Source organism: Marinitoga sp. 38H-ov (assembly GCF_011057715.1).
Lineage (GTDB): Bacteria > Thermotogota > Thermotogae > Petrotogales > Petrotogaceae > Marinitoga.
Genome location: NZ_LNGH01000006.1, coordinates 32,854 through 50,197, shown reverse-complemented (window position 1 = coordinate 50,197; position 17,344 = coordinate 32,854). Strand labels below are relative to the sequence as shown.

The window sequence follows — 17,344 nt, the reverse complement described above, 5'->3', positions numbered from 1 at the left end:
TAATAATATGTTTTTTAAAAATATAGATAAAATAAAATATGAAGGTGAAAAATCTCAAAATCCATTAAGTTATAGATATTATGATCCTGAAGAAGAGATAAAGGGAAAAAAAATGAAGGATTGGTTTAAATTTTCAGTTGCATATTGGCATACATTAAATAATAAAGGGATGGATCCTTTTGGATCTCCTACAATGAATAGACCATGGGACTTAAGTGATCCACTTGATTCTGCATATGCAAAGGTGGATGCTATGTTTGAATTTTGTGAAAAGCTTGGTTTAGAATATTTTACATTTCATGATGTAGATATAGCTCCAGAAGGAGAAACAATTAGAGAGTCATATAAAAATTTAGATAAAGTTGTTGATAAAATAAAAGAAAATATGAAATCATCAAAAGTTAAATTATTATGGGGAACTGCAAATTTATTTTCTCATCCAAGATATGCACAAGGAGCCGCAACATCGCCAAATCCTGAAGTGTATGCATATGCAGCTGCCCAAGTAAAAAAAGCATTAGAAATTACAAATGAATTAAATGGTTTAGGATATGTATTATGGGGTGGAAGAGAAGGCTATGATAATTTACTTTTAACTAATTCAGAATTAGAAGAAAAAAATTTTGCTAATTTTTTAAAGATGGTTTCTGATTATAAAAATAAGATAGGGTTTAATGGTGTATTATTAATTGAGCCAAAACCTAAAGAACCAACAAAACATCAATATGATTATGATTCTTTAAGCGTAATAGCGTTTTTGAAAAAGTATGGATTAGATAATGATTATAAATTAAATATAGAAGCTAATCATGCAACATTAGCAGGTCATACATTTTCTCATGAATTAAGATATGCAAGGTTAAATAACAAATTAGGTAGTATAGATGCTAATAGAGGTGATTTATTACTAGGTTGGGATACAGATCAATTTCCAACAAATGTATATGAGACAACATTTGCAATGTATGAAGTGTTAAAAAATAATGGTGTTGATGTAGGTTTTAATTTTGATGCAAAAGTTAGAAGAGCATCTACTGATTTATTAGATTTATTTTATGGTCATATTAGTGGAATAGATGCCTTTGCATTAGGATTGAGAATTGCAAATAAATTAATGCCTATAATTGATGAAATGGTGGAAAAAAGATATGAAAAATTTAATAATGATCTTGGTAAAGAAATATTAAATGGAGAAACTAATTTAGAAAAATTATCAGAATATATAATGGATAAAAAGGTTGAAAAAGTAGAATCTTTAAAACAGGAGTTATTAGAACTAATAATAAACATGCATATGTTTTAGGGGGAATAAATATGTTTCTTGGACTTGATATAGGAACAACAGGAATAAAAGCTTTAGTTGTAAATGAAAATGGAGAAGTTTTGGACACATTTTATAGAAATTTAAATATAATATCTAAAAAACCAGGATGGATTGAACAGAATCCGGAAGAATGGTGGGAAAATACAGAAAGCATTTTAGAAGAAGTAACAAAAAAATATAAAATAAATGCAATATCAACAAGCGGTCAAATGCATAGTTTAGTAGTATTAGATAAAAATGATACTCCATTATATAATTCAATATTATGGAGTGATCAAAGAACTTTTAAAGAGGTAGAATACGCTAATGAAAAATTAGGAGGAGAAGATAAAGTTTTAGAAATATTAGGTAATCCAATTCTAACAGGATTTACATTACCAAAATTACTATGGTTAAAAAATAATAATTTTGAAATATATAAAAATATTGATAAGATAATGCTTCCTAAAGATTATATAAATTATAAATTGACAGGTGTACATAGCACAGATTTTTCTGATGCATCAGGAACAGCAATTTATTCAATAAAAGAAAGAAATTGGAGCAATGAAGTATTAGAGGTATTTGATATTAATGAAAAAATTTTACCTAAAATAATAAATTCTAATGAAATTATCAGTACTGTAAAATACGATGAAACTGTTGTAGTTGCAGGTGGTGCGGATAATGCTTGTTCTGCACTAGGGATAGGTGTAATAGAAGAAGAGACAATGATAAGTATAGGAACTTCTGGAACAGTTTTAAAACCAATAAAAAATGGTAATCATGACAAAAGAATTCATTTGTTTGAACATGTTGTTCCTGGAATAAAATATTATATGGGAGTAATGTTATCAGCTACAAATACATTTAATTGGTTTAGAGAAAATTTTATAATAGAAGATTTTAAAGAAATAAATAAAAATATTTCTAAAGTTTCACCTGGTTCAAATGGGGTAATAGTGTTACCATATTTAAATGGTGAAAGAACACCACATAATGATCCATATGCAAAAGGTATTATTTTTGGACTATCAACATTTAATTCCAAATGGGATGTATTAAGAGCTATATATGAAGGTGTTTCTTTTGGATTAAGAGACTCATTGGAATTAATAAAAGGTTTAGATCAAAAAATAGGTGATATAACTATAACAGGTGGAGGTACTAATAGTATAGAATGGATGAATATTTTAGCAGATATTACAGGCCATAATTTAATAAAACCTAAGATAAATGAAGGTGCTGCATATGGGGCGGCAATGCTAGCGTATTCTGGATATTATAAAAAGGATTTAAAAGAAATTGCAAAAAAATGGATAAAATATAATAATAAAATTACCTATAAGAAAGAAAATAAAATTAATTATGATAAAATATATGAAAAGTATAAAAAACTGTATAAAGCAAATAAAGATCTATTTAAATAAAAGGCGGTGAGCTTTTTGAAAATCAAAAAAATTAGAGAATTACTAAGAGAAGAAGGATTAGAAGGAATATGGCTTAAAAACAATATAAACTTTTCATGGATTTTTAATGGTAGAGGATGGATTTCAATATCAAATGAAAAAGCGAGTGGTTCATTATTAATAACTAAAAATGATATTTATTTTATAACCAATAATATAGAAGAAAAGAGATTAATAAACGAAGAAATAACAAAAGATTTTGAACTAAAAATAATTTCTCATATGTGGTATGAAAAAGATATTGACATTGTAAAAGATATAGTATCATTGGATAAATTAGGAACAGATATAAATATTGGAAATAATATAGAAGAACAGATAAAATTAATAAGAATGGAATTTGAGGATATAGAAAGATATAAAAATGATGGAAAAACAGTAATGGAAATTTTTGAATCAACATTACTTAATATTACACCAAAGATGACAGAGTTAGAAGTTGCTGGCAATGTATACAGAGATTTACAAAAAGAAGGTTTTACATCATATGTTATATTAGTATTTTCTGATAATTCAAGAAAAGAATATAGGCATAATTTACCAAGAAGAATAAAAATAGGAGATAAAGGTTTTGTTTCTATTTGTACTACTAATGGAGGACCTATAATATCTTTAACAAGAGCTTTTTCTTTTTCTAACGATATAGATTATATAAAACAACATGAGTTAAATGCTAAATTAGAAGCTATGATTATAAATGAAACAAAACCTGGAAAAACAATGTCATATATGTTTAAAAAAATAAAAGAATTATATACTAAATTAGGATATGAAAAAGAATTTTATATGCATCATCAAGGAGGGATAATTGGATATAATACAAGAGAATCATTAGCATTACCAAATAATGAAATAATAATAAAAGATAAAATGGCATTTTGTTGGAACCCAACTATAACAGGAACAAAGTCTGAAGATACATTTATTTTAAATAATGAAAAAATAGAATTTATATCTTGGAATGAAAATAGTATGTGGCCAAAATTAAAATTTAATATAGATAATAATGTAATATATAGACCTGGAGTTATGATATTAGATTGAGGTGAGATTATGAAATATAATTCAGAAGAAATTAAAAAACTGAATATGAAAAATATTTTAAGAATTTTACATATTAATAGCCCTATTTCTAGAAATGAATTAGTTCATCTTACTGAATTAAGGCCAAGTAGTATAACAAGATTGACACGTGAATTAATAGAAAAAAATTATATATATGAAGTTGGAACTGGAGACAAGAAAACTCCAGGTAGAAAAGAAATATTATTAGATATTAATAAAAATGCATTTAAAGCATTTGTAGTAGATATTGGTGTTAATGAAACAGTTGTTGGAATAGGATATTTTAATGGAAAAGTTGATGTAAAAGAAAAATTTTTAACTTCAAAAAAACCAGAGGTTTTTTTTAAGAGGATACAAAAATTATATGAAAAATATAATAAAAAAGAAAAAATAGATACAATTTCTTTTTCAGTTCCAGGATTGGTAAATGTAGAAGAAAATATAATTTTATTAGCTCCAAATTTAGAATGGGAAAATGTAAATATAGGAAGTTACTTAAATGTTGATGTACCAATATTATCTGATAATGAAGCTAATTTATCTGTAATGGCAGAAAAATATCATGCCGAAGATCTAAAAAATAAAAGAAATATAGTTTTTATTGAAATAAGGGAAGGAATTGGAACAGGATTGATAATAAATAATGAATTATATAGAGGATTTACATATAATGGCGGGGAATTTGGTCATACTATAATAGAATTCAATTCAAAAGAAAAGTGTCATTGCTCAAATACAGGGTGTTGGGAATTATATGGATCAATAAATTATGCATTAAAAAATTATAATGGTATTTTAAATGGAAAAGATGCCATAGAAAAATTTAATAATTTAAAAAATAAAACAGATGCAAAAGAAATATTATTAGATTTAGCAAGGAATAATTCTATAGGGATTGCTAATATTATAAATTCATTAAACCCTGAAGTAATAATAATAGGTGGAGAATTAAATGATATGCCCAAATATTTTTATGAAGAGTTAATTAATGAAACAAAGAAAAAAATATTAAAAGTAGCATTAAAAAATACAATTATAAGGCCTACAATATTTAAAAATATAAGTTCAAATTTAGTAGGTGCTGGAATATTTTCAATTAATAAATTTATTGAAAAAATATAATGAGATTTCAACTATAAATAAGAAATAATTAAAATTTATTTTACTTATACAAAAGCCCCATCATTTATTAATTTTTGATGGGGCTTTGTTATCCATTTATTATTTTATAGTACTTCTAATATTTACTTCTAATTTTTGTTTTCCTTGAACATAAATTGTAATTTTATCAGAATTTTCTATTTTGCTTAAATAATTTCCTTTAATTGATAATAATTTCATAGCTTGACCTGAAATAACAATTTTTGTTTTTTCAGATGAGTTAATATTAATATCAAAAGTTCTATCAACAAATTCATTTGTTCTATTATCTCTTAAAATATTTAAATCAGCAGTTGAATTCCACGATTGCCCCAGGTTAATTTCTACCTTTGAATTAATATTTGTTTTTGGTAAATTTGAAACTTTATTAATAAACTCTTTATTATCTTTTTTAGTAAATAAGTATAATTTACCATTAATAATAGGTATTCCTAATCCATTATCTTTTGTATTTTCAAATTCTCTAATTATTGATAAATATCTGTTTTCAAAGGAAGATGAATAAAAATTAATATTTAAATAATTAATATCCTCGTATTTTTTTATTGTTCCTAATTTTATTACCTTAGAATAAACACCATTAAATGGAGTTATTTCCCCAAATTTGATAACAGCAGATTCATTAATAATTTCTGGAATATAGTCAGCGTTTATAGACATTGATTTTAAAGTTCTTTCTTGAACATGTATTTCATTAATAATTTCATCTATTAAATATACATTATATTTTTCGTCTAAAACACCATTAATGTTATATGTAACGAATAAGTCTCCATTTTCTTTTAAGTTATAAAATAAATCCCAAGAAATTGGTTTAGAAATTTGTACTAAACCTTTAATATTTTTAGCGTAGAAAACTTTATTATTTAAAATTTCTTTTAAATAATCTGATTCTGTTTTACACCAAAGACCTAAAAAATTATTATAAAAATATATATATGTTGGATTTAATGAATCCCTTAAAATTAATGGATTTGAACTTATTGTGACTATATAATTGCTAAGAGTTTCTTTTAAATCTTCATAATTTCCAACAATTTTATACTTAATATTTTCTAAACTACCTAAATTCACTGTATAATAATCAGCATTCTCAACAAATATAATATTTTCATCTGATTTTAGATTTAAATTCAATTCATCTGTCCAAGGATACTCTAAACTTAGAATTCCAATATTCTTAAAAATAAATAAATCATTTGATAAATCATTTGCAAATGAAAATGAAAAAATTAATAAAACAATTAATACAAAAGTTTTTTTCATTATATACCCCCTTTGGCTTTTAACTCTAAATATTTTTCTAAGGCTTTTTTGGCAATAGGTGCAGCAACATCAGAACCATAACCACCATTTTCGATAAATGTAACTATTGATACTTCAGGATTATTAGCTGGCATAAATCCTGCGAACCATGCATGAGGCGCCTTTCCTCCAGTAACTTCAGCTGTACCAGTTTTCCCTGCAACTAATTCTGGAAAATTTTTAAATACATGATAAGCAGTTCCTCCATCAGAACTGTTTCCAGGATATGTTGTAACTTCAATTAATCCCTTTAATATATTATAATAATAAACTTGGTTTATATTAAAATTATATACTAATTTTTTTTCATAAGGTATATTTTCTTCCGAAATATTATTTATATAATTTTTTAAAACATGAAATTTATAATACATACCTTTTGTTGAAAGTATATTATATAATTTTAATACGTTAATAGGAGTAAATTCCATATATCCCTGACCTATGGAAGTTAAAATAGTTTCTCCAATATACCATTCTAATCCAAATTTTTCTTTTTTCCATTCTCTGCTTGGAAACACTGAACTTATTTCACCAGTTAAATCTATATCTGTTTTTTCAGCTAATTTAAATGATTTAGCATATGCATTCAATGTATCAATTCCAAGTTTTAAACCAAGATTATAGTAATATAAATTACAAGACACTCTTAATGATTTTACTAAGTCAGTAACTCCATGCCCGAATATGTTCCAATCATAATACTCGGCAATTACATCACCTTTTGAATTTTCCAACTCAAATTTACCATCACAATTAATAGTAGCTTCAGGAGAAAAACCTTCTTCTAATCCAACTAAAGCGAAAAATGGTTTTATAACTGAACCTGGTGCATATGTAGCTGATATAGCTTTATTTATTAATGGTTGCTTTGTATCGTATATTATTTTTTTCCATTCTTGTATAGAAAGGCCAGAAGAAAATAAATTAGATTCAACAGATGGATAACTTACTAAAGCTAAAATTTCACCATTATTTGGATTAGAAATTATTACAGAGCTTGATTTTTTAGTTTTTTCTAATTCGCTATATATATATTTTTGAAGTTCATAGTCAATAGTTAAATAAATATCCTTTCCCTTAATAGGTTCAACAGTTTCCAATATTTTATCTATTCTACCGCTAGGTGTTATTTTGACAATTTGATAGCCAGGTTTTCCTTCTAAAATATCATTATAATATTTTTCGATACCATATTGAGGAACACCTTCAGAATTAACATATCCTATTATTGGATATATAGTATTATCTATATATTTTCTTATATATTTTTCAGAAAATTTAATACCTTTTATTTCAGATAATTGTTTAATACTTGCAGGAGTTAATTTAATAACTATTCTTTTTTGAAAAAGCAGTCTATCTATATATGTTTCAGGTGAATCGGAAATTGTTGAAAAAACCTTTTTTAAAATTTCAACATCTTTTTCAGAAAAACTATCATTATAATTTTCTATAATATATACTTTTTCATTCCAAGCTAATAATACACCATTTTTATCATATATATTTCCACGAATTGGATTTAAAGTTATAATTTTTGTACTTAATTCTTCAACTTCTTTAACATATTTAGAATGATTAATAATTTGCAAATAAAAGGCTCTTGAAATTAAAATAATAAAAGCGGTAATAAATAAATACACCAATAATTTAAATCTTGATTCTTTCATTTTTGTCAATCCTTCCAATTATTACAAAATGGGCAATAGATAATAATATTAAAGAAATAAATAAAATATAATTAAAGAGTACTTTGTTTAAAATACACAAAAATAATAGGGGTATAATAGAGCTAAACAAACTCCTATAATAACTTTTTTCTAAAAATTCAAAAATGTGATGTGAAAATATAATTAATATAAAAAGAATTATAGACATAAGACCAATATCAAATTTTGATGCGAAGTATATTAAAGTGTATAAAAAAGCAAAAAGATATAATTTATCTTTAAATATATATTGGACAATAAGAAAAGCTATTGGAAATGAAAAAAATAATACATCTCCCATCCATCTATCCCATGAAGTAGAAATTAAAGTTATGATTAAAATATAAATATAATTCATTATTTCACCCCAAATTCACTAAAAAAAACAATTGTATTATCATTTTTATAAGGTTCAAAATAGTATAAATTATTTCCCTTAATATAAACGGTTCCCTTTAAAATGATATTTTTTTTAAACCAATTAGAGTTTGAAATTAATATATTAACATTTTCATTATTTTGAAATATAGAAAAGCCTTCAGGAATTTCAATTATAATATATCCATTTCCACTTTCTTTTATTAAAAATTCATATCCATTATAATTTCCGTATAATTCATTATTTCCCCAACCTAATTTTCTCACAATCTTATTTTTCTTAAAAGTATTTTCTACAAATCCTAATAATATACCTTCATTTGTGAAAGCAATCTCTCCTGTTTTTACATTATTATCACTTTTAACATAATAATATTTTATATCTTCGTTTATTATTATCCCTGGTATTAATGAAATATTTAATTCGTAATTTTCATTTTTAATTTCAAAGGTTATAGTATTATTTGATATTTGTTTTTCAAGGTCTTTCAAAAAGTTATTATTTTTTGTTAAAAGCAAATAATTATTTCTAATATCCGAAAAAACAATATCCAGAGGATAATTTACTCTGGATATTATATTGTTAATATTTGGATATAATGTAGAAATTATAGATATAAACAAGAGTATTAAAATATAAAAAATACCTTTTTTAAACATATTACTTTTGTAATTTTGCTAAGTTTTCTAATATTTTCACTTTATCTAAAACCATACCAGCACCTCTAGCTACTGCAGTTAAAGGATCCTCTGCAACAATAACCTTTATTTTAGTTTCATGTTCAATTAATTCTTTTAATCCTCTTAATAATGCTCCGCCACCAGCTAAATATATACCTTTCATAACAATATCTGTTAATAATTCAGGTGGAGTTTCTTCCACTGTTAATTTAATTTGTTCAACAATTTTTGACACAGGATTGTTAATAGCTTCTCTTATTTCATATCCTTTTAAAATAATATTTTTTGGAAGGCCTGATAAAATATCTCTACCAATTATTTCTATTTCTTCGTTATCATATTCTTCATTAGGCCAAGTATTACCAATCTTTTTCTTTATCTTTTCAGCTGTTCTTTCGCCAATTAATAATCCTGTTTTATCTTTAACATAATTTATTATTGATTCATCTAATTCATCACCAGCAATACGAATAGATTTAGATACAACTAAATTACCTAATGAAATTACAGATATTTCTGTAGTACCCCCACCAATATCAACAACCATATTTCCTGATGCTTCCTCTACATTTAGTCCAATACCAATTGCAGTAGCCATAGACTCTTCTATTAAAAATGCTTTACCCGCTCCAGCATCTAATGCCGCCTTATACAAAGCATGTCTTTCAACCTCAGTAGCATCAGTTGGAACACCAACAACAACAGTTGGTTTAAAGAAAGTAAAGGATCCAACAGCAGCATTAATAAAATACTTTAGCATAGCTAAAGAAGTATTATAATCAGCAATAACACCATCTTTTAAAGGTCTAATTGCAATAATATTTGCAGGTGTTTTTCCAATCATTTTTTTTGCTTCTTTACCTACTGTTAATATTTCTTTTGTATCTTTTTCAATTGCAATAACAGAAGGTTCATTTACAACTATACCTTTTCCTTTTACATATACTAAAGTGTTAGCAGTTCCTAGATCAATACCGATATTTGCTTTACCAAAACTTTTTTTCATTTCAAATCCTCCTGATTATAATTTTAAAAAATTATATCATAAAATAGTTAATATTTTATACAATTTTTCTATAATTCCCATGACAAAAAGCAATTGCTAATGCATCTGCAGCATCATCTGGTGTCGGGTTCTTTTTTAAATTAAAAACAACCTTTAACATTCTTTGAATTTGTCCTTTCTCTGCTCTTCCATAACCTGTAATTGATTGTTTTACTTGGTAAGGAGTATATTCAAATATTGGAATGTTAGCCTTTTGTAAAGATAATAAAATAACACCTCGAGCTTCTCCAACTTCAATAGCTGTTTTAACATTTTTAAAAAAGAACAAACTTTCAACTGCAGATTCATCAGGTGTATAATTAGAAATTAACTCATTCATTTTATCATAAATTTCTACCAATCTTGAATTTAAATCCGCTTTTTTATCTGTTTCAATTACACCAAAATCAATTAATTTAAAATTATTTCCTGTTTTATCAATAATTCCATATCCTATTCTACCATACCCCGGATCAATTCCTAGAATCCTCATAATCTAACACCTCATTCAAATAATATATTTTATTATATCATATGAATTTATGTTTTGTGATATAATTAAAATATAGTTAAAACGATATTTTTATGTGTGGGGGGAGTGAGACTTTTGATTGCAATAATTGGAGGGGGAATTGTTGGTACCTTAATTGCAAGAGAATTGAATAGGTATGTTGAAGATGTATGGCTTTTTGAGGCAAAAACCAATTTTGGTATGGCTGTAACAAAATCAAATTCAGCTATCTTACATGGGGGATACGATGATCCTCCGGGAAGTTTAAGGGCGCAATTATGTTACAAGGGTAATCAATTATATACTAAACTTCAAGAAGAATTACATTTTGATTTAAAAAGGGTTGGATCTCATGTTGTAGCCATAGAAGATGAAGAAACAAATTATATATATAATTTATTAAAAAAAGCGGAACAAAATGGCGTTAAAGAAGTTAGAATAGTAGAAAAATTAGAGTTATTAGAAATGGAAAAGAATATAAATCCAAAAGCCAAAAGATCATTATTTTGTGAAATTGCAGGGATTTTTGATCCTTGGATTGTTGCTATACAAGCTGCTAAATCAGTTAGGGTTAATGGCGGAAGAACATTAATAAAAAAAAGGTTAGTAGAAGTTGAAAAGAAAAATGGAAAATTCTTATTAAAATTCCAAGATAAATCTGAATATTTTGCAGATTTAGTTATTAATGCTGCTGGATTATTTGCCGATGAAGTTGCAAGATTATTTGGAGATGAAGTACCAGAAATTTTTCCAGTAAAAGGAGAGTATTTTTTACTTTCAAAGGATTATAATTACGTTAATTCAACAATATTTCCAGTGCCAACTGGAATTTCTAAAGGATGTTTGGTTTTACCAACTGTAGATGGTGGTTTTTTGGTAGGACCAAATGCAAATAGAGTCTTATCAAAATATGACACTGCTACTACAAGAGAAGGATTAAATGAAATAAGAGAAAAAGGAATGAAATTAGTTCCGAATCTTAATTTTAGAAGACATTTAGTAAAAACTTTTGCTGGATTAAGACCAGAAACTGAGAAAAAGGATTTTTATATAAATGTTGGAAAAAGTGGGGCAATACATGTATCTGGTATAAGATCACCAGGATTAACGGCGGCACCAGCTATAGCAAAATATGTAGTAGAATATTTGATACAAGAAAAATTAGGTATAAACCTTTATTTAAGAGAAAATTATATATCTAATATAGAAAGAACACCACATTTAGTTCATATAGATAGAAACGAATGGAATAATATTATACAAAAAGATCCAAATGCCGGAGAGATGATTTGCCATTGTAATAAGGTGACTAAAAAGGAAATAATTGATGCTATTAATAATGGAGCTAGAACACTTGATGATATCAAATTTATGACAAGAGCTTCATTTGGAGAATGTCAAGGTGGATTTTGTACAGCTAAAATATTAAAGATATTAGCTGAACATACAGGTAGAGATCCAAGAGAAATAAATCAAAATGAAGATGGAAGTTGGATTGTTAATGCGAAGGTGAGAATATGAAGTATAATACAGATGTTGTAGTAATAGGTGGTGGAGCAGCTGGTATGGCTGCAGCATATAGTGCAAGGGAGAATGGTGCAAAAGTAATATTATTAGAAAGAGATGAAGATACTGGCGGAGTATTAAATCAATGTATTCACAATGGTTTTGGATTACAATATTTTAAAAAGGATTTAACAGGACCAGAGTTTAAAGAATTTGCTAAAGAAAGACTTAAAGATATAGATATATTGTTTGGAACATATGTTTTGGAAATTAGAAAAGACAAAACAATAATATTTGTTGATAAAAGAGGAATTCATGAAATACAAACCAAGGCTTTAGTGATGGCAACTGGAGCTAGAGAAAGACATTTAAATTCATTACCAGTTCCTGGAAAAAGAATTACTGGTATATTTACAGCTGGACTTGCTCAAAGGTTTATTAATTTAGAAAATTTAAAACCAGGAAGTAAGGCTGTTATTTTAGGATCAGGAGATATAGGTCTAATAATGGCAAGAAGATTAACTTTAGAAGGTATAAAAGTTGAAGCGGTTTTGGAAATAATGCCATATCCTGGTGGATTGGAAAGGAATGTTCAACAATGTTTGAAGGATTTTGGTATTCCGTTATACTTATCACATACAGTAATAGCTGTTGAAGGAGATAGAAGACTTCAAAAGGTTATTGCTGCGGAAGTTGATTATAAATGGGATCCAATTCCTGGCACTGAAAAAGAATTTGAAGTCGATACATTAATTACTTCTGTTGGATTAATTCCTCAAATTAAACCTGCAGATTTTTTAGAAGCAGATCCTGGTTTTATAGTTTCAAATACTAATCAAACCAGTGAAGATTGGATTTTTGCTGCAGGTAATTGTACAGTAATATTTGATTTAGTAGATTATGTTGCTAAAGAAGGAGAAAAAGCTGGTAAATATGCAGCATTATATGCAAAAGGTGAATATTCTAAAGGGAAAAAAGTAAAAGTAAGAAAAGGTGAAAATATAGGAATATTACATCCATCATATATAGATCCAACACAAGAAAGTACTTTGTATATAAGGGTATCAAAGGTATTTGATAGGGCAAGTATAAAAGTAGAACCATTGGGTGTAGAAGTTATAGAAAATGAAGCAAGGCCTCCAGAAATGGTTGTAATTAAATTAAAACCATTTGATGAAAATATAGATGAAATAGAGGTGATGGCAGATGAGCTCATCTCAAAACTTGGTTAAAGAATTAACTTGTGTAAGATGTCCATTAGGATGTAAAGTTAAAATTGAGTATACAGATGAATTAGAAGTTATTGATGTTTCTGGAAATAAATGTCCTAGAGGTAGAGAATATGCAATTCAAGAAATAAGCGATCCGCATAGAATATTAGTTACCAGCATAAAAGTAAAGAATGGAAAATATCCTTTAGCATCTGTTAAAACATCCGAGGCTATACCGTTGAGATTATTTGAAGAAGCTATGAGTATTATTGAAAAATTAGAGGTAGAAGCACCTGTAAAAATGGGCGATATAATAATAGAAAACTTTTTAAATACCGGGGTTAATTTAATTGTAACCAGGAGTATTGAAAGGTTGTGAAACATGGATCCAAAAAATGCTATTATAGAAACATATTCTAAAATATCAGATTTAGTAATGGAGTTAAGTTCTTTAAGCAGTTTAACTCAAATTGAAGAAGCTATTAATTCAATAGTTGGAAAATTGATACCTATAACTTATGAGTATTTTTTAAAACCTAAAGGTGAAGAATATATTTTATTAAATGAAAACAGTAATATAACAGATGAAATCAAAGATTTAGCTGCTTGGGCAGCTAAATCTTTGAAGATATCTGTGTTTTCTTTAGAAAATGGGGAGCATGCATTAATAATACCTTTTTCTAAATCTCAAAAGTTATTATTATTGTATATAGGAATAACGTCTGAAGAAGAAATTTCAAATGAAATAATGTTATTTTTAAATGTTATGAGTTTTTTAACAGCAGCAATAATAGAAAACTTAGAGTTGTATGAAGAGATATTAAAAACAAATGAAATAGTAGAAAATAATAGGAATTTTTTAAATCAAATATTAAATTCAATGATAAGCGGATTAGTTGTATACGATAAGGGGTATAATAAAATATTTTTTAACTCAAAGTTTGAGAAATTTGAAGAAAAATATGGAAATAATTTGATTGAATTTATAAAAAGTGAATTGATAAACTTAGAAATTATTGGTGAAAAACTGACACGTGAATATGAAATTAAAGATAATTATTTGTCTATAGACTTTTTGAAAAATACAGATGAAAATTATTTAGTAATAATTTCAGATATTACAGGTACAAAAGAATTAGAAAGATTAAAGAAAATAGATCAAATGAAAACAGAGTTTTTATCCACCGTATCTCATGAATTAAGAACACCATTAGCTGCAATAAAGGCATATTCTGAATCTATAATCGATAGTTTAGAAATATTGGATACAGATACATTAAAAGATTTTATGACAACTATTTTAAATGAAGCGGATCATTTACAAAATATATTAGATGAAATTTTGGATTTTTCAAAATTGGAAATGAAAAGTGTAAATATAAAAAAGGAAGAGTTTTCTATAAACGAATTAATAGAAGAAGTATATTATGCAAATAAAAGTAAAGCAGAATCAAATGATATTAAAATTTATAAGGTTTTACCAAAAGAAAATATAATTGTTAATTTAGATAGAACAAGAGTAAAACAAATATTGTCTAATTTATTAGATAATTCTATTAAATATTCTGATAAAAGAAAAGAAATGAAATTTATAAAAATAACACTTAAAAATGAAGAAGATAAAATATTAATTTTAGTAGAAGATAATGGAATTGGCATTCCTAAGGAACATCAAGATAAAGTTTTTGATAAATTCTATAGAGTAGATTCATCTTTAACATATGAAATTTCTGGTACTGGAATTGGATTATCTGTAGTAAAAGAATTAGTTGAAATTCAAGGCGGAAAGATATGGTTAAAAAGTGTGGAAAATAAGGGAACTAGATTTTATATAGAATTTAAAAAGGGAAAGTGAAAATATGGCAACAATAAAAGAGATTTTAAAGAAAGTATCAGAGTTACCAACACCTAATTTTATACTAAAAAGAATAATGGATATAGCATCAAATCCTTCTTCTAATACTAAAGAATTAGAAAGCGCTGTTTTACAATCACCACCATTAGTTGCAAAAATATTAAAACTTAGTAATTCAGCGTATTATGCTTTACCAAGAAAGATAACCAAGGTATCACAAGCTATTAATATACTAGGGTTTAAAACGGTAAGAAATTTAGCAATGGGTATATTCGTTGCAGAATCATTTTTTAAGAGAGAATTTGAATATTTGGATTCTAAAAAATTTTGGCAACATAGCATGGCTGTAGCTGTTGCTTCTGAACTATTATCTCAAGTGGTAAATTATCCTGATAAGGAAGAAATATTTTTAAGTGGAATGTTACATGATTTGGGAAAAATTGTTATGGGAATAATAACTCCTGAAAACTTAGAAATGGCTTTAAATGTTGCAGATCATAAAAAGGTGTCATTTCACAAAGCGGAAAATATGTTAAATATGTTGGATCATCAAACACTTGGAAAACAATTATTTCAAGATTGGAATTTACCAGAAAATGTAATTTATACCGCTGCACATCATGATAATCCAGAAAAAATAAAAATAGATACATATACCATGAATATATATATTGTCCATTTAGCAAATATTTCTATAAATACTATATATTATGGATATTCTGGTTGTTATGATATACCTGTTCCATCAGATGTAGTTTGGAATAAGTTTGATATGAATTCAAAAAAATATTTAAATTATTTAAATGAATTAGAAAAAAAATTAGAAGAATCAAATGATTTTATTAACTTAGACACATATTTGGAAAATCAGGAGGATGAAGAAAATGGCTAAAGAATATAGAAAAGAAATGATAGAATCTGAAATATTAAGGTTAGTAAATACAAATATTTCAAATTTAAGGGATCCAAGAATACAAGATAAATTAATTTCAGCAACAAGGGTAGAGTTATCAAAGGATAAATCATATGCAGATATATATGTTTCAGTATTAAACGGAGATTTAGATGAAGTAATAGAAATATTAACTAAAGCTAAAGGTTTTTTTAGAAGTTTAATATCTAGAAATATTAGAATGTATAAAATACCAGAAATTAGATTTCACAAGGATAAAGGGATTGAGGAAAGTATAAAAATACATAAATTATTAAATGAAATAAAAGGTGAAACTGATGAATGATGGTTTCATTTTAATTGATAAACCAGCAAATATAACTTCGCATGATGTTGTTAATATAATAAGAGAAAAATTTTCCACAAAAAAAGTAGGTCATTCAGGTACATTAGATCCATTTGCTACTGGATTATTGATTTTAGGAATTAATAAAGGAACAAGATTATTAGAGTACTTACAACATCAAGATAAAAAATATTATGTTAAAGCTAAATTGGGTATTATCACAGACACTTATGATATTACTGGTGAAGTTAAAGAAAGGTACGAAGTTCTCAGTAATCATATTGATGATTTAGAAAAAGTTATATTATCTTTTAAAGGAAAGTATTTGCAAGTTCCTCCAATGTATTCAGCTAAAAAATATAACGGAAAAAAATTATATGAGTTAGCACGTGCTGGAAAAATTATAAAAATGCCACCAAAAGAAGTTAATATATATAGTATAGATAACATAAAAATATATGATAATGGTGAGTTTGAATTTGAATGTAAAGTTTCATCTGGAACATATATTAGATCATTAATTATGGATATTGGATATAAAATTGGAGTAGGAGCAGTAACTACAGAATTAAGAAGATTAGAAGTTGGGAAATTTAATGTAGATGATGCAATTAAGTTAGATAACATAACAAAGAAAATTATACCAATGATAGAAGTTTTGGATTTTCCTAAGATTATCTTAAATAAAATTGGAATTCAAAGGGCATTAAATGGTAATCATATTTTTTTAAATCATATTGATAAATACGAAGATTTTAAAAAAGATGATATAGTCTCTTTAATAGATGAAAAAAATAATTTAATAGCAATTTCAATTGCAGAAAGAAATTCAACGTTTTTGAATACATTGGAAAAACATGATAGAAATGAAAGAATATTTAAAATAAAAAAGGTATTTAAATAA

17 protein-coding genes are annotated in these 17,344 nt (G+C 26.0%); 12 read left to right on the top strand and 5 right to left on the bottom strand.

What is annotated here, in order from left to right:
• Positions 1-7 precede the first annotated feature (7 nt).
• From xylA to AS160_RS01760, 4 genes are read left to right on the top strand one after another with little or no spacing between them, the layout of a single operon-like run.
• On the top strand, positions 8-1,303 hold the full coding sequence (xylA, locus tag AS160_RS01775; protein ID WP_165144271.1) for a xylose isomerase: 1,296 nt from the start codon (positions 8-10) through the stop codon (positions 1,301-1,303).
• 11 nt (positions 1,304-1,314) lie between these two features.
• On the top strand, positions 1,315-2,733 hold the full coding sequence (gene xylB / locus AS160_RS01770) for a xylulokinase (RefSeq protein WP_206528032.1): 1,419 nt from the start codon (positions 1,315-1,317) through the stop codon (positions 2,731-2,733).
• A 15-nt stretch (positions 2,734-2,748) separates the two neighbouring features.
• Positions 2,749-3,816, top strand: a complete 1,068-nt coding sequence (locus AS160_RS01765; RefSeq protein ID WP_165144270.1) for an aminopeptidase P family protein — start codon at positions 2,749-2,751, stop codon at positions 3,814-3,816.
• A gap of 9 nt (positions 3,817-3,825) precedes the next feature.
• Positions 3,826-4,959, top strand: a complete 1,134-nt coding sequence (locus AS160_RS01760) for an ROK family transcriptional regulator (protein ID WP_165144269.1) — start codon at positions 3,826-3,828, stop codon at positions 4,957-4,959.
• Between the two features lie 99 nt (positions 4,960-5,058).
• Here AS160_RS01760 and AS160_RS01755 read toward each other — a convergent pair whose 3' ends face one another.
• Positions 5,059-6,264 (bottom strand): hypothetical protein, encoded by a 1,206-nt coding sequence (locus AS160_RS01755; RefSeq protein ID WP_165144268.1) that lies wholly within the window; start codon positions 6,262-6,264, stop codon positions 5,059-5,061.
• Positions 6,264-7,976 (bottom strand): penicillin-binding transpeptidase domain-containing protein, encoded by a 1,713-nt coding sequence (locus AS160_RS01750; protein ID WP_165144267.1) that lies wholly within the window; start codon positions 7,974-7,976, stop codon positions 6,264-6,266. Before AS160_RS01750 ends, AS160_RS01755 begins: the two co-directional genes overlap by 1 nt.
• A gap of 245 nt (positions 7,977-8,221) precedes the next feature.
• On the opposite strand from AS160_RS01750, the gene AS160_RS01745 reads away from it, so the two are divergent.
• Entirely contained in the window at positions 8,222-8,362 is a 141-nt protein-coding gene (locus AS160_RS01745; RefSeq protein WP_165144266.1) for a hypothetical protein, read from the top strand.
• A 10-nt stretch (positions 8,363-8,372) separates the two neighbouring features.
• Here the strand turns inward: AS160_RS01745 and AS160_RS01740 are convergent, their stop codons facing one another.
• From AS160_RS01740 to ruvC, 3 genes are read right to left on the bottom strand one after another with little or no spacing between them, the layout of a single operon-like run.
• Entirely contained in the window at positions 8,373-9,053 is a 681-nt protein-coding gene (locus AS160_RS01740) for a hypothetical protein (protein WP_165144265.1), read from the bottom strand.
• 1 nt (position 9,054) lies between these two features.
• Entirely contained in the window at positions 9,055-10,080 is a 1,026-nt protein-coding gene (locus AS160_RS01735; protein WP_165144264.1) for a rod shape-determining protein, read from the bottom strand.
• 55 nt (positions 10,081-10,135) lie between these two features.
• Positions 10,136-10,612 (bottom strand): crossover junction endodeoxyribonuclease RuvC, encoded by a 477-nt coding sequence (gene ruvC, locus AS160_RS01730; protein WP_165144263.1) that lies wholly within the window; start codon positions 10,610-10,612, stop codon positions 10,136-10,138.
• Between the two features lie 105 nt (positions 10,613-10,717).
• Here ruvC and AS160_RS01725 point away from each other — a divergent pair, with 105 nt between their 5' ends.
• Genes AS160_RS01725 through truB form a run of 7 tightly spaced genes read left to right on the top strand, consistent with a single transcriptional unit; the run spans position 10,718 to position 17,344 of the window.
• Positions 10,718-12,151 (top strand): NAD(P)/FAD-dependent oxidoreductase, encoded by a 1,434-nt coding sequence (locus tag AS160_RS01725; protein ID WP_346774412.1) that lies wholly within the window; start codon positions 10,718-10,720, stop codon positions 12,149-12,151.
• Positions 12,148-13,368: an FAD-dependent oxidoreductase gene (locus AS160_RS01720; protein ID WP_165144261.1), complete on the top strand. Its 1,221-nt coding sequence runs from the start codon at positions 12,148-12,150 to the stop codon at positions 13,366-13,368. Before AS160_RS01725 ends, AS160_RS01720 begins: the two co-directional genes overlap by 4 nt.
• On the top strand, positions 13,343-13,726 hold the full coding sequence (locus AS160_RS01715; RefSeq protein WP_206528031.1) for a DUF1667 domain-containing protein: 384 nt from the start codon (positions 13,343-13,345) through the stop codon (positions 13,724-13,726). Before AS160_RS01720 ends, AS160_RS01715 begins: the two co-directional genes overlap by 26 nt.
• 3 nt (positions 13,727-13,729) lie before the next feature.
• Positions 13,730-15,202 (top strand): HAMP domain-containing sensor histidine kinase, encoded by a 1,473-nt coding sequence (locus tag AS160_RS01710; protein ID WP_165144260.1) that lies wholly within the window; start codon positions 13,730-13,732, stop codon positions 15,200-15,202.
• 4 nt (positions 15,203-15,206) lie between these two features.
• Entirely contained in the window at positions 15,207-16,094 is an 888-nt protein-coding gene (locus tag AS160_RS01705; RefSeq protein ID WP_165144259.1) for an HDOD domain-containing protein, read from the top strand.
• The gene (gene rbfA, locus AS160_RS01700) at positions 16,087-16,440 is read left to right on the top strand and encodes a 30S ribosome-binding factor RbfA (RefSeq protein WP_165144258.1); all 354 of its coding nucleotides are present in this window, start codon (positions 16,087-16,089) and stop codon (positions 16,438-16,440) included. Before AS160_RS01705 ends, rbfA begins: the two co-directional genes overlap by 8 nt.
• Positions 16,433-17,344 carry a tRNA pseudouridine(55) synthase TruB gene (gene truB / locus AS160_RS01695; protein WP_165144257.1) on the top strand — a complete coding sequence of 304 codons (912 nt, stop codon included), beginning with the start codon at positions 16,433-16,435 and terminating at the stop codon, positions 17,342-17,344. Before rbfA ends, truB begins: the two co-directional genes overlap by 8 nt.